This window comes from Rothia sp. 32237D007AR, assembly GCF_053544675.1.
In genome coordinates this window covers 1-13,040 of the sequence record NZ_JBPPUO010000008.1, presented here as the reverse complement: position 1 = coordinate 13,040, position 13,040 = coordinate 1, and the positions used below count along the sequence as shown (strand labels likewise).

General features: G+C 56.1%; 13 protein-coding genes, 1 tRNA gene and 2 riboswitches. Of the genes, 2 read left to right on the top strand and 12 right to left on the bottom strand.

Going from position 1 to position 13,040, the window contains the following annotated elements:
* Positions 1-35: 35 nt before the first annotated feature.
* A riboswitch (glycine riboswitch) is annotated at positions 36-148 on the bottom strand.
* A riboswitch (glycine riboswitch) is annotated at positions 149-262 on the bottom strand.
* 186 nt (positions 263-448) lie between these two features.
* The 11 genes from ACED87_RS06390 to ACED87_RS06340 all read right to left on the bottom strand — a co-directional run bounded on the left by ACED87_RS06390 (position 449) and on the right by ACED87_RS06340 (position 9,569).
* The gene (locus tag ACED87_RS06390) at positions 449-1,687 is read right to left on the bottom strand and encodes an MFS transporter (RefSeq protein ID WP_449081102.1); all 1,239 of its coding nucleotides are present in this window, start codon (positions 1,685-1,687) and stop codon (positions 449-451) included.
* A gap of 459 nt (positions 1,688-2,146) precedes the next feature.
* On the bottom strand, positions 2,147-2,761 hold the full coding sequence (locus ACED87_RS06385; protein ID WP_449089739.1) for an N-acetyltransferase family protein: 615 nt from the start codon (positions 2,759-2,761) through the stop codon (positions 2,147-2,149).
* 111 nt (positions 2,762-2,872) lie between these two features.
* A complete protein-coding gene (locus ACED87_RS06380; RefSeq protein WP_449089738.1) occupies positions 2,873-3,469 on the bottom strand; it encodes a PTS sugar transporter subunit IIA in 597 nt (198 codons plus the stop codon).
* A 98-nt stretch (positions 3,470-3,567) separates the two neighbouring features.
* Entirely contained in the window at positions 3,568-4,581 is a 1,014-nt protein-coding gene (locus tag ACED87_RS06375; RefSeq protein WP_449089737.1) for an endonuclease/exonuclease/phosphatase family protein, read from the bottom strand.
* Between the two features lie 180 nt (positions 4,582-4,761).
* Entirely contained in the window at positions 4,762-5,139 is a 378-nt protein-coding gene (gene rplL, locus ACED87_RS06370; protein WP_449081108.1) for a 50S ribosomal protein L7/L12, read from the bottom strand.
* Positions 5,140-5,253: 114 nt separating this feature from the next.
* Positions 5,254-5,763 carry a 50S ribosomal protein L10 gene (gene rplJ, locus ACED87_RS06365; RefSeq protein ID WP_449081110.1) on the bottom strand — a complete coding sequence of 170 codons (510 nt, stop codon included), beginning with the start codon at positions 5,761-5,763 and terminating at the stop codon, positions 5,254-5,256.
* An 890-nt stretch (positions 5,764-6,653) separates the two neighbouring features.
* Positions 6,654-7,346, bottom strand: coding sequence for a 50S ribosomal protein L1 (gene rplA / locus ACED87_RS06360; RefSeq protein WP_449081113.1), 693 nt, complete (start codon positions 7,344-7,346; stop codon positions 6,654-6,656).
* Positions 7,347-7,487: 141 nt separating this feature from the next.
* Entirely contained in the window at positions 7,488-7,919 is a 432-nt protein-coding gene (gene rplK, locus ACED87_RS06355) for a 50S ribosomal protein L11 (protein ID WP_449081114.1), read from the bottom strand.
* A gap of 390 nt (positions 7,920-8,309) precedes the next feature.
* Positions 8,310-9,056: a transcription termination/antitermination protein NusG gene (gene nusG / locus ACED87_RS06350; protein ID WP_449081116.1), complete on the bottom strand. Its 747-nt coding sequence runs from the start codon at positions 9,054-9,056 to the stop codon at positions 8,310-8,312.
* Between the two features lie 102 nt (positions 9,057-9,158).
* Positions 9,159-9,422, bottom strand: coding sequence for a preprotein translocase subunit SecE (secE, locus tag ACED87_RS06345; protein WP_449081118.1), 264 nt, complete (start codon positions 9,420-9,422; stop codon positions 9,159-9,161).
* Positions 9,423-9,496: 74 nt separating this feature from the next.
* Positions 9,497-9,569 (bottom strand) — tRNA-Trp (locus tag ACED87_RS06340).
* A 236-nt stretch (positions 9,570-9,805) separates the two neighbouring features.
* Between ACED87_RS06340 and ACED87_RS06335 the strand changes: the two genes are divergently transcribed.
* Both ACED87_RS06335 and ACED87_RS06330 read left to right on the top strand, forming a co-directional pair.
* Positions 9,806-11,008: a pyridoxal phosphate-dependent aminotransferase gene (locus ACED87_RS06335; RefSeq protein ID WP_449081119.1), complete on the top strand. Its 1,203-nt coding sequence runs from the start codon at positions 9,806-9,808 to the stop codon at positions 11,006-11,008.
* Between the two features lie 204 nt (positions 11,009-11,212).
* A complete protein-coding gene (locus ACED87_RS06330; protein WP_449081121.1) occupies positions 11,213-12,244 on the top strand; it encodes a 6-phosphofructokinase in 1,032 nt (343 codons plus the stop codon).
* A gap of 80 nt (positions 12,245-12,324) precedes the next feature.
* On the opposite strand, the gene ACED87_RS06325 is transcribed toward ACED87_RS06330, so the two are convergent.
* On the bottom strand, positions 12,325-12,594 hold the full coding sequence (locus tag ACED87_RS06325) for a hypothetical protein (RefSeq protein WP_449089736.1): 270 nt from the start codon (positions 12,592-12,594) through the stop codon (positions 12,325-12,327).
* Positions 12,595-13,040: the final 446 nt, after the last annotated feature.

Here is a 13,040-nt window from a genome sequence, read left to right as displayed (position 1 = left end):
GGTAAACCTACCCACAGGGTGCCCTGTGGGGGTGCCCTCCCCGCTCTGTTATTACCTGAGAGTTTTGGTTCGCAGCTACCCATCACGCGTAGTAGCGGGCGCGAATTTTGCCCCTTCGGTGGGGGTTTGATGCCCCTCTCCAGAGTTGCCTAACTGAGCGGTACATGTGCCTGAGAGTTTCCCGGGGAGGATTTGCTCCTTCGGCGCCGGCGCTCGTGGTCCCTCAACCTCGAGTCTGCACGGTCTCTCCCGCGCCAGTTGTAACAGCTTTTATTTATAATACCCCTTATTGTGCCATACCTTACACACCTGGCGCCATATTGAGACGGGTTATCGTCCACGCGATGCTAGAGCCAAGCACTTTCCTATCAGCATGACAAAGTGCCCCTAGCCTATAGAGGCCAGGGGCACTTGGGGTATCTATGTCAATAGATTCTAGATAGTTCTACTATGCGGCGTGCTTCTTGCTCTTAGTAATGAGAGTTATCAGCAGACCAAGGATTGAAGCACCAGCTAGCAGGGTCAGACCCAGGAAGTAGCTGTGGAGTTCTTCGTTGTAGGTTGCGCCCATAACCAGGGGAGGGAAGAAACCGCCGAAGGCACCTAGGGCACCCACGACACCTGCAACAGAACCCTGCATTTCAGGGGCGATGACCTGAGCCAACCAAGCAAACAGGCCACCGATACCGATACCTAGTGAACCGGCCAGCAGCAAGAAGAGGGTACCGTAGACGTACTCACCTTCAGGCTGGAAGGCAATCAGCATCGCGAGAATGGTTACCAGGATAAAGGAGGTAAGGCAGATGAGCTTGGGGCTGATGCGGTCAGCAAGAGAACCTGCAATAGGACGGGCAATAACAGCTACCAGAGCGAACCCAGCGGTACGGGTACCCGCATCCACTGCTTCCCAGCCGTAGACGTTACCCAGGTAGGTGGGCAGGTAGTTAGAGAAAGAAACGAAGGCACCGAAGCCGATGGCGCACAAAGCGGAGAACTGCCAGGTGGGGATCAGCTTTAGGGCTGCTGCAATCTTGGGCAGAAGAGGAGCAGACTTACCGGTGGGGCGCAGAGGAGATTCGCGCAGCAAGAGGTAGGAGAGCACTGCTGCCAGGCCAACAACGGCGGCCATCAGCAGGTGAAGGTTCCAGTAGCCCAACGCGTTGAAGAGGCGGGGGGTCAGGAATGCGTTCAGACCAGTACCGATCATACCGGCGCCGAAGACACCTGATGAGAAACCACGGCGGTGCTTCTCGTACCAGAGGTTAGTGAAGGGAGCACCCACTGCGAAAACAGTACCGGCCAGACCCAGCAGGAATGCAGAAACCATCAAGAAAGCAAAGCTATCTGAAAGCCCAGCGATACCGGTCAGTAGAACCAAGGGGGCAGATACACCTAGCACGATGGTAAACATGATGCGTCCGCCGAAGTTATCGGCCAAAGCACCTACCGGGATACGAGCCAAAGCACCAACGAGAATGGGGGTAGCAATCAGCAGGCTAACCTGACCGGGAGTGAGGTCAAATTCTTTTGCGTAGTAACCCTTCGCGAGGGGGCCTATCAGGGTCCAGGCCCAGAACCCAATGGTTGAGAAGATGGTGGCTAGAAGAAGGTTTTTGAGCTGATTCTTTTTCAGCTCCTGGGTGAGGTCTTGTGAAGGGGCAGTGTCAGCCGCAGCCGTAGAACCCATAATGTGTAGCTCCTGATGATATATCACGATTAATACTCAGTTACATGTAACCGAATCCAGTTATGACACTAACTCATTTACTGGCCCCATGGTATGCATGCTGGCCTAGCCCCTCTTACAGTCAAGCACCCTCTAAGGTAGGAAATATAGTATAATTTCCCCTATTTTCATTCCAGGGGCCCTTCTGCCTGAAAACAGCTCCAAACTAGCCTAGTTCATCCCAAATATTGGTATTAATCAAGAACGCCGAGCAGCTAGCGACTTCAAGTGAAAATCACCAAAACTGATTCCCCAGGATTATGACACTCGAAATCAGTGTTTATCTAAATAATCACATTAATTATTCAAACTGTTGCATACGCCCCCGCTTCGGCCACATCGCTATCTTCAGCAGAGCAGCTCCCCGTAAAGTACTGACTAGCTCATGCACATCATCAGGAGAGAAGAACAGAGAAATTACTACTTGTTCCGGTGAAGGTCATGCAAGGATACTTGCGTCACCGGGGCCGGGTGCAACATGCCCAGGGCAGGCTTGCCGCTTTTGAACCGAAAGAGCTCCACAAAACCGTGGCGGGCATACAATGACGCTGAGCGGTAGGTAGATGCCTCCAAATAGGCAGGAACCTGCTCTAGGCGCTCACAGCGGTAATCCAGCAGGTGGGAGCCGATGCCGTGACCGCGGGCGTCCTCATGCACACCGATGGTGTAGAGGTACCAGTGGGCGAATCTGGGGCGCTTGGCTAGCAGCCGGAACTCGGTGAAAGCGGCACGAATCAGCCCCTTCCCTAGCACCTTGTAGTAATCAGGGAGAGCCTTGAGGTCAGCCAGCAGGTTGCCCTTCTGCGCCTGGGGTGAGAGCCAGAGAGCAGCCCCCAGCACCTTGCCGTCTTCGGTAACAGCGATATCAATGGTGCCTTTAGGGCCGTAGGTGGTGCGTATCTGAAAATCGAAAAGGCCTCGGACGGTTTCGGTGCGGCCGTCCCCGCCCATGGCCTTACTCATAACAGGGTCATGTTCAAAGGCGTTGGTGAGTGCCTCAATGACGCCGGGGTAGTCAGCTTCGGTTGGCTTCACGCACGGTAAAGTTGTAGGTCTGCTCGGGCATAGAATCCTCCTGGGTACGGTTTACTTCTCAAGGGTACCTGGTTAGTTAGGGGCGGGCTAGGAGGCCTGTGCGATTGGGCTTTATCTTGAGGCTGGATGGGTTGCGGTGATGAAGTCAGTACCGGCGGCTACGTCGCTGAGGGCCTTGGTTATTGTCAGGCCTGTTACGGAGTTCTTTGCGTTGGTGATCACTAGCGGAGTGGTTGCGGTGTAGCCTGCGGCTTTGACCTGGGCTAAATCAAATTCAACCAGCACCTGGCCGCGGGTAACTTTCTCGCCCTTCTTGACCTTAGGTTCAAAGAATTTGCCGTCTAGTTCTACGGTATCGAAGCCCACGTGAATCAGTACCTCTAGGCCTTCTGTGGTACGAATGCCGAAGGCGTGGCCGGTGGGGAAGGCTAGGGTTATTTCACCGTCTGCTGGTGCTACCACCTGGCCTGTTGTGGGTTCGATTGCGGCGCCGGGGCCTAGGGCACCCGATGAGAAAGTGGAGTCGCTGACTTTGGCTAGTTCAATGACGGTGCCGTCCATGTGGGCGGTCAGCGCGGAGGTCTCGAGAACGGTGGTTTCCAGAGCGGACGCTGCGGCGGAGGCAGATGCTGAGGACTGGGCAGGGTCAGGTGTTGGGGACTGGGCGGTCTTGCTGCTGCCGAAGAGCCTTTTGAAGAAGCCTGCCATGGTTCTCACCTCATAGTAGATTGGGGGGTGCGCTGTGTGCGGGGTTGCCACCAGCCTACCATCGCCTATCACTTCCCCACCGTTCAAGAGAGCGGCAGCTAGGGGCTGCAGAGAGTCAGGGCGGCACCCACTGCCAGATGGTCAGAGTTCCCCACACGGCGGTAGGTCACTTCTTCACCGCCAGCAGGTGGGCCCTGCATCACTATCACGCGGTCAATGGGCGATTTCATTCCTAGCACTCCGCCTGCAGGCCAGGTGCCCTCTACCTGGTCAGTGGCCAAGGCGGCGTCCACCCCCAGCAGTGAGCCAGCCCCCGCATAGCTGGCTAAGCTGCCGTGCAGCAGGGTCGCGTTGAAGTCACCGGCTATCAGGTCGAGGCTCCCCTCGTCGCGGGCCAGCCGGTCAATCGTAGCGAGATCTTCACGCCACTGCTGCATGTAGATAGGGACAGGCGGGGCGGTATGCACCGCCAGTAGCTGGGGCTGCCCGCTGGCCTGGTTTTCAGGAGTCAGCAGAAGGGCCCCGAATGTCATGGGCACTTCCTGCGCGGTGTAGGAGCCCAGCCTGTCGCTCACCAGGGTCAGGGTTGGGGCAATATGGGGCTTTTGGCTCGTGGAGGCAAAGACCTGGTAGCCCGGTACCCCGTCAGCTAGAGCGGGCGTGTCGGGTGAAACTTCGGGGAGCACCAGAAAATCCGGTTGATCAGCCAGTAGCCGGGCCAGGCCCTGGTCGGTGAGGGTGTCGAGGGCATTATAGGTGGTGACCCGGTAGATCTGCATATTGGCGCAGCCGATGGCGAGCACCCCGCGTGCCTGATATCGCATAGACCCGTAGGGGTCAATCACCGCCAGAAGGCTAGAAGCGGCACAGGCTAGTGCCGTCAGCCCGGCGAGGCAGCGGGTGATTGTGCTGGTTCTAGAGCGCAGGGCAACCAGCAGGGCCACTATCAGGACGCCCGCCCCGGCAACCGCAAGCAAAGTGGGGAAGGCAATGACCAGGCGGGTGGTCAGCCAGGCTATGACCGGGTGGCCCGGCCATAGCAGGATAGCTAGCCAGGTCAGAAAACCTGCCAACAGCAGGCACCAGAGCACACGAAAAAGAGTCTTACCCATGACCCCAGCCTAACTAAAACCAGCAGGCAGGGGAAGAGATGGGCGGTGGCGTCCGTCCTTTATGCCCCCCGGCAAGGCTGGCCGCTGCCTTAGGTGTAAGGCGGTGTTTCTTAAAAGCCGCAAGGGCGGCAACCCGTGATGGGTGCCGCCCTTGCGCCAAAGATAAGAAAAGTAAGAAACTTACTTGAGGGTGACGGTTGCGCCAGCGCCTTCGAGAGCTTCCTTAGCCTTCTCTGCGTCTTCCTTGGAAACGCCTTCGAGAACGGGCTTGGGAGCGCCGTCAACGAGGTCCTTAGCTTCCTTCAGACCCAGTGAGGTGAGGGCGCGAACTTCCTTAATAACGCCGATCTTCTTGTCGCCAGCTGATTCGAGGATAACGTCGAATTCTGACTGCTCTTCAGCAGAACCAGCGTCGCCACCGGCAGCACCAGCAACAGCAACGGGAGCGGCTGCGGTTACGTCGAATTCTTCTTCGAATGCCTTAACGAATTCGGAAACCTCGACGAGTGACAGTTCCTTGAATGCTTCAATGAGTTCTTCGATTGAAAGCTTAGCCATGAGATTGGCTCCTTCTTTGATTCTCTTGCAAGCCTCAGTATTTCAGCCTGCGAGCTTGAAAATTGTGGGGTGGCCGTAAGGCCAAAGTCTGTGCGGTGGGCAGCTTCGAGGCGATTACTCGGCCTCGGGTGCTGCGCCTTCCTGCTCTTCGAGCTTGATACGCAGAGCGTCAACGGTGCGAGCAACCTTTGCGATTGCGCCCTTTGCGCCGCCTGCGACCTTTGCAAGAAGTACCTCGCGTGATTCGAGGCTTGCAAACTTGTTGATGCCAGCTTCGTCGAGAGCTTCGCCCTCGAAGTAACCGCTCTTAACGATCAGCTGGGGGTTAGCCTTGGCAAAGTCACGCAGACCCTTCGCAGCATCAATGAAGTCGCCCTTGATGAATGCGATTGCGCTGGGGCCGTGGAGCTGACCATCGAATGCTTCGATGCCAACTTCCTTAGCCGCGATAGCGGTCAGAGTGTTCTTTACCACGGCGTACTCGGTCTCAGCACCCAGTGCACGACGAAGTTCCTTCATCTGTGCAACGGTGAGACCACGGTACTCGGTGAGAATTACGCCGTTTGAGGATTCAAGGAGTTCCTTGATCTCAGAGACGGCAGCAATCTTATCCTGTGTTGCCATGGTGTTCCTTCCAGTTCTTATCCCGCCAGGCCAACAAAAAATGCCCCGACGCGCAGGCATCGAGGCATAATACAAGCTCAGTGAAACTGGTTTGTATTCTTTTATCGGCACCTACGCAGGTGGGCTGGTTAGCCCTTATCGTGCCTGTAAAAGGCACAGACCGGCGGTCTTTGGTTACTTCATCTAACCACGGTTAGCTGGGCCCTGGCAAGTTAAAACCGGGGTTAAGGGTGCTTAATCACTTAAATTGGGAGGGGTATTGTGGGAAAGGTGAAGGCCTGCCAAGTTCAGTGCCAGGCTGCGCCCGCAAATTCTAGACCCGGGCGTCCGCCTCCCCTAGCCGCTGCGCTAACCCCACAGCTAAAAAGCAGGCTCCGCACGCAACGGAGCCTGCCAAAAACTATTTTTTCTGGAGTTTTAGAAACTGCCAAATCAGCAAAAGAATACTGATGACGATAACCAACAGTGAGAGACCGTGCCAAGCAACAATCCACGAAGATGCTTGATGATAAGGCTCGCCTGACTCTTCCCAGTTTCTATATTCCAGGCCAGCAACTATGAGTGATACTAAGAGTGATACGACGCCAAGCCCAGCAATCGAGGCTGGTATCCACCATTTATTCTGTACCCGTTTATTCATGTATTTCACCAATTAAAAAGAACATCTTTACTTCTTTTCTCCAAGAAACCAAACTCCTTAATGAGAGTGGTTAGCAATTATCCTATAGCGGGAGCACCGGAAAGACCAGAGATAATACGCATCTGGAACAAAGAGAGTACTTAGGTACTTTTCTTTAAACTGAAAAAGGCAGGCTCCCCGCGTATGAGACGCGGTGAGCCTGCTGATTTAGCCCTGGGGGCTACATCTAACCGGGGAAGTCTAAGAAAACTTAGGCTACGGTTGAGGGGTCAACGGGAACGCCAGGACCGAAGGTGGTGGCGATAGTTGCCTTGGAGATGTAGCGGCCCTTAGAAGATGAGGGCTTGAGACGGTTAACCTCTTCAAGAGCTGCTTCGAAGTTCTCGGTCAGCTGCTGCTCGGTGAAGGAAGCCTTACCGATGATGAAGTGCAGGTTTGAGTTGCGGTCAACGCGGAAGTCAATCTTACCGCCCTTGATGTCTGCAACAGCCTTAGCAACGTCCATGGTGACGGTACCGGTCTTGGGGTTGGGCATGAGGTTACGGGGACCCAGAACCTTACCCAGACGGCCAACCTTGCCCATCATGTCGGGGGTTGCAACTGCTGCGTCGAAGTCTACCCAGCCGCCAGCGATCTTTGCGATCAGGTCGTCTGAGCCAACGAAGTCAGCGCCAGCTGCTTCTGCTGCTTCAGCCTTTTCGCCTGCTGCGATTACTACAACGCGGGCGGTCTTACCGGTGCCGTTGGGCAGGTTGACTGTACCGCGTACCATCTGGTCTGCCTTGCGGGGGTCAACGCCCAGTCGCAGTGCGACCTCAACGGTTGAGTGGGGCTTGTCTGCTGCGATTTCCTTTGCTACTGCAATAGCCTCGGCGGGTGCGTAGAGCTTGTCCGCTTCAATCTTGGCTACAGCTGCCTGGTACGCCTTGCTGCGCTTTGCCATCTGCTTTTCTCCTTTGCAGGTGTGGTCTTTGATGAGCCGCGCTCGGCTCTGCCACATGCCTCCCAGACGTGGGAGACTCTAACAATTGTCTTAGGTGAGGTGTGAACCTCGGTTCCCCGCGGTAGGCGGGGTGGAAGGGTCTTAGCCTTCGACGGTGATGCCCATGGAGCGGGCGGTGCCGGCGATGATCTTCGCTGCGGCGTCGATGTCGTTAGCGTTGAGGTCTTCCATCTTGGTCTGCGCGATTTCCTTGACCTGGTCCAGGGTCAGTGAGCCGACCTTGTTGGTGTGGGGAACGCCAGAACCCTTAGCAACGCCAGCTGCCTTCTTGATGAGCTGTGCTGCAGGAGGGGTCTTGGTGATGAAGGTGAAGGAGCGGTCCTCGTAGACGGTGATTTCTACGGGGATGATGTTGCCGCGCTGGGATTCAGTGGCTGCGTTGTAAGCCTTGCAGAATTCCATGATGTTGACGCCTTGCGCACCGAGTGCGGGGCCAACGGGGGGCGCGGGGTTAGCGGCGCCTGCCTGGATCTGCAGCTTGATGAGGCCGGTGACCTTCTTCTTGGGAGCCATTTGTGTTTGGTCCTTTTCTTAGCTGGTGGGCCGGAGCACAGGAGTATGCACCGGGCGGTGGTGCTGCCATGGCGGCGGCTGCACCCTGTAGGGACGCACCGGCGTGGGTGCGCACATACAGTTTTCTATCTTAGTACGGTCTGAGCCTTAAAGCTATTGCGGGGCGGACGTCAGCAGCTGGGTGTTTGCTCACAGGATGGGCAGGTGCGGGGTCAGCTCGCTTGCGCCCCAGCTCAATTCCCCGCATTTGTTCTGGTTTACCCGCAACTAGTTGCGGGTAAACCAGAACAAATGCGGATAAATCTAGGCACCCACCCCTGGTTTCCATGGAGACACACAAAAAGGCCGCCCCACATGAAGCGGGGCGGCCCTCAACCAGACTAGCTGGTTCTACATCTTGGTGACCTGAGAGAAGTTCAGGGTTACAGGGGTTTCACGTTCAAAGACGGAAATCAGCACAACCATTGAAGAAGCTGCGGCGTTGATTTCTGAGATGGTGGCAGGCATGCCCTCGAAGGGGCCTTCCTTAACGGTGACGGCCTCACCAATCTCAAAACCGGTTTCAACAGCGGGGGCAACCTTGGGTGCGGCACCTGCTTCTGCCTGCTCAGCCTCAAAGACAGGAGCTAGCATGTCGACAACCTCATCCAGGCGCAGGGGAACCGGGTTGTAGGCGTCCTGCCCAACAAAGCCGGTCACACCGGGGGTGTGGCGCACAACGCCCCAGCTCTCGTCGGTCAGATTCATACGCACCAGAGCGTAGCCGGGCACGCGCACGCGGCGTACCAGCTTCTTGGTGGTGTTCTTAACTTCCATGACCTCTTCCATGGGAACCTGAACCTCGAAGATGTCATCTTCAGCGTTCAGGGTCTGGGCACGGGATTCGAGGTTGGTCTTAACCTTGTTTTCGTAGCCAGCGTAGGTGTGGATAACGAACCATTCACCCTCCTGGCGGCGCAGCTTAGCCTTGAACTCTTCGAGCGGGTCAACAGCGGGCTCACCGGCCTCTTCAGCTTCGGTGACTTCTTCAGCAACCTCAGCGGCCGCTACTTCAACAGCCTCATGGCCCTCTTCGATTGCCTGCTCTGCAGGTTCTACAACCTCTTCAGTTTCGGGATGCTGTTCCTGCTCGGTCACGCTTTCCTGCTTTCGTCAATGGGGTTTACTTGAAGGCACATAAGCCTTACATACACAAAAGATTCTACGGGTTAGGTCGCTATCGTCCTAGCTTCGTTACTTCTAGTTGATACCGTTACCAAAAATCCAGAAGGCTCCCTGACCGAAAACGTAATCTAGGCCCGAGATGAAGAGCATCATAAAAGCAACGAAGAAAAGAACAATAATCACATACTGCACCAGTTCTTTACCGGTGGGGGTAGTGACTTTTTTGAGTTCTGCGATAACTTCGCGTAAGAACTGGAAAATACGACCAAAGAAGCCTAGCTTCTGCTGTGCGCCTACTTCTTCAGAATCGGCGGTCCTGGCGGCGATTGATTTAGCCATAATAGGCCCGCCCCTTTCTAGACTCATCATGAACATGAATGTTCGATTGACAAATAAACCTGTGAGGCTTGAAGCAGGGCGGACAGGACTCGAACCTGCAACCTGCGGTTTTGGAGACCGCTGCTCTACCAATTGAGCCACCGCCCTTTGAAGGTTACCCCTTCAAGGAGGTCTGAACCCCTTACAGGCACAAACCTAAAGCTGTTCGGTTGCGAACAACGTTACCTACTGTAGAACATATTTTTTACTTTGGCAATTTGATGCGCGCTCGCCCCTCCCGCCTTATCATTTATAGGATAGGTAACTAAAGGGCGCACCGGCGTCCGCACCCCTTTGCCCCAACTGAACGGTCCTGCCAACAGGACGGAAGCGAGAACCTCCCCATGACTGCCCGCGTATCCCGCCGTATTGGCGCTATCGCCCCCTCAGCCACCCTCGTTGTTGACGCTAAAGCTAAGGCCCTTAAGGCACAAGGACGCCCAGTCATCGGCTTTGGTGCAGGTGAACCCGATTTCCCCACCCCCGACTACATCGTAGAAGCCGCCCACAAGGCCCTAGAAGATCCCACCAACTTCCGCTATACCCCGGCAGCAGGCCTTCCGGCCCTACGCGAAGCCATCGCCCAGAAAACCAAGCGCGACTCAGGAATCGACGTTGACGCCTCCCAGGTCATCGTAACCAACGGCGGCAAGCAGGCCGTCTACCAGGCCTTTGCCACCGTCATTGATGAGGGCGACGATGTGCTCCTACCCGCCCCCTACTGGACCACCTACCCCGAAGCCATCCGCCTTGCAGGCGGTAACCCCATCGAGGTTTTCGCCGGAGCCGACCAGGAATACAAGGTCACCCCCGAGACGCTAGAGGCAGCCTACACCCCTGCCACCAAGGCCCTCATTTTTGTGTCCCCTTCTAACCCCACCGGTGCTGTCTACACCCCCGAAGAAACCAAGGCAATCGGTGAATGGGCCCTTGAAAAGGGCGTCATCGTGCTCACTGACGAAATCTACGAGCACCTGACCTACGACGGGGTTCCCTTCACCTCCATCGTCAAGGCTGTACCGGCTCTGGCGGAAAACACCGTTATTCTCAACGGTGTTGCCAAAACCTACGCCATGACCGGCTGGCGCGTAGGCTGGATGATCGCCCCCGCAGACATCACCAAGGCAGCAACCAACCTGCAGTCCCACATGACCTCTAACGTCAACAATATGGCCCAGATGGCCGCCCTTAAAGCCGTCTCTGGCCCCCTAGACGCTGTCAAGCAGATGCACCAGGCCTTCGACCGCCGGCGCAAGATTATCGTGGAAGGGCTCAACGCTATTGAAGGTGTGCACTGCCCCACCCCCAAGGGTGCCTTCTACGCCTACCCCGACGTCACCGGCCTACTCGGTAAAACCATTGCAGGTAAGACTCCGCAGACTTCTGCTGAACTTGCCGAAATTATCCTCGAAGAGGCCGAAGTAGCGGTTGTACCCGGTGAGGCCTTTGGCCCCTCTGGCTACCTGCGTCTCTCCTACGCTCTGGGCGATGATGATTTGGCTGAGGGCCTTGCCCGCATGCAGAAACTGCTAGCCACCGCCAAATAGTTTTCAGCTTATAGAAACAGCAGGACGCTCCCTCGTAGCTACTACGTGGGAGCGTTCTTTATGTGCGCCCCACTACCCAACACAACCCCTCTTTACTACAATAGAAACCAACAAAGACCCAGGCTTTGGACGGCCCAAACGGGCAGAAATCCAACTGGGTCATTACCCTCATTCCTCACCAGGAATAACACAAGGAGTTTCTCCATGAAGATTGGTCTGCTTACCTCCGGCGGCGACTGCCCCGGCCTGAACGCTGTGATTCGGGGCGCTGTGCTCAATGGCGTCAAGACCTACGGCGACGAGTTCATCGGCTTCCGTGACGGCTGGCGCGGCGTCGTTGACGGCGACTTCATGGATCTGCCCCGCACCAAGGTTCGCGGCCTAGCCCGCACCGGGGGCACCATTCTAGGTACCTCCCGCACCAACCCCTTTGATGGGCCTAAAGGCGGTGCCGAAAACATTGAAATCATGATGGAACGCAACGGCATCGACGCCATTGTCGCCATCGGCGGTGAGGGCACCCTAGCAGGCGCTAAGCGCCTGGCGGACGCAGGTCTGCCCGTGGTCGGCGTACCCAAGACCATCGACAATGACCTCCAGGCCACTGACTACACTTTCGGCTTCGACACCGCGGTCTCTATCGCAACCGATGCCCTAGACCGCCTACGCACTACCGGGGAGTCCCACCACCGCGCCATGGTCGCTGAAGTCATGGGCCGCCATGTGGGCTGGATAGCCCTGCACTCCGGCATGTCCGGTGGCGCCCACGCTATTCTGATTCCAGAGGTTAAGGTCTCCATGGAGGAAGTCTCAGGCTGGGTCAAAGAAGTTCACGACCGCGGCCGCTCGCCCCTGGTGGTAGTGGCCGAGGGTTTTATCCCGGAGGGCTTTGACGATGTGATGGCAGGTAAGGGCCAGGAGAAGGACGGCCGCCCCCGCCTAGGCGGTATCGGCGACTGGGTTGCCCAGGAGATTGAGCGCATCACCGGTATCGAAACCCGCAACACCACCCTAGGCCATATCCAGCGCGGCGGCGCCCCCACCGGCTTTGACCGAGTGCTCTCCACCCGCCTGGGTATTCAGGTGGTCGATATGATTCACGATAAAGAATGGGGCAAGATGGTCGCTCTGCAGGGCACCGAAATCAAGCGCGTTGACTTCGCTGAGGCCCTGAACGGCCTAAAAACCGTGCCGGTGCACCGCTACGAAGAAGCTAAGGTTCTCTTCGGACGCTAGGCCCTAGAGGTATAAGAAGTGGTTCTCCTCCCCGTCGGGGGAGGAGAACCACTTCTTTAGTGTCATCAGTTTTGTGCGCCTTATACGCCCTGTAGGGCAATAACTACTGGGAGGGTTAGGATGAGCAGGAAGAAGGCCACTGCCCAGCCCCATGTGCGGGCCAAGAGACTTAGCCCAAGGCCAAGAAGACCCAGCAGGGGTGCAAGAGCCCAGCTATAGCTGGTAGCAAGCCCTCCATAGATAAAGGCAAGGGCACCAGCCAGAAACATAGGGGCAGCAAGCAGATTAAATTTTTTCCAGCGTGGGGAAGAAAATACCCCCCAGCGATTACCAACCACATAAGATATCATCTCCACTACCCTTTCTAGAAAAACGGATTAGGAACAAAAACTTGCCTAATAGCAATTGCTTTAGCCTTCACCCAGCCTGAGTACTTATTCAGCTGTAAGTCGACTGTAATCAAAGCAACTAAGTGACGGTCACAGGCTTTATTGAAATAACCGTTCGCTGCATAACACAGGTCATGAGTGCGACATCGCGTGTCGAGCAAATCAATCGGATCATCAGGGCCACTCACCCCTGGCCCACACCAATTCCCATGAACTGGAAAGCCGATTTGAAGATTATGTCCGGCAAGAGCAGGAAAAGCTCCCCCTCCGAGACGAGTTGATACTCCCTGATTATACGAAATGGCTTATAGTAAAACGACTTCATTCACGGAGGCTTATTCAAAAGTCCCACCCGCAGCCAAAAACACCAACCCCCGCACCACCGCAAACACCCGCCCATACAACCC

Coding starts and splice junctions, on each gene's coding strand:
- rplA (WP_449081113.1), bottom strand. CDS start 7,346: ATGGCAAAGCGCAGCAAGGCGTACCAGGCAGCTGTAGCCAAGATTGAA.
- rplL (WP_449081108.1), bottom strand. CDS start 5,139: ATGGCTAAGCTTTCAATCGAAGAACTCATTGAAGCATTCAAGGAACTG.
- ACED87_RS06325 (WP_449089736.1), bottom strand. CDS start 12,594: ATGATATCTTATGTGGTTGGTAATCGCTGGGGGGTATTTTCTTCCCCA.
- ACED87_RS06330 (WP_449081121.1), top strand. CDS start 11,213: ATGAAGATTGGTCTGCTTACCTCCGGCGGCGACTGCCCCGGCCTGAAC.
- rplJ (WP_449081110.1), bottom strand. CDS start 5,763: ATGGCAACACAGGATAAGATTGCTGCCGTCTCTGAGATCAAGGAACTC.
- rplK (WP_449081114.1), bottom strand. CDS start 7,919: ATGGCTCCCAAGAAGAAGGTCACCGGCCTCATCAAGCTGCAGATCCAG.
- ACED87_RS06390 (WP_449081102.1), bottom strand. CDS start 1,687: ATGGGTTCTACGGCTGCGGCTGACACTGCCCCTTCACAAGACCTCACC.
- ACED87_RS06375 (WP_449089737.1), bottom strand. CDS start 4,581: ATGGGTAAGACTCTTTTTCGTGTGCTCTGGTGCCTGCTGTTGGCAGGT.
- ACED87_RS06380 (WP_449089738.1), bottom strand. CDS start 3,469: ATGGCAGGCTTCTTCAAAAGGCTCTTCGGCAGCAGCAAGACCGCCCAG.
- secE (WP_449081118.1), bottom strand. CDS start 9,422: ATGGCTAAATCAATCGCCGCCAGGACCGCCGATTCTGAAGAAGTAGGC.
- ACED87_RS06335 (WP_449081119.1), top strand. CDS start 9,806: ATGACTGCCCGCGTATCCCGCCGTATTGGCGCTATCGCCCCCTCAGCC.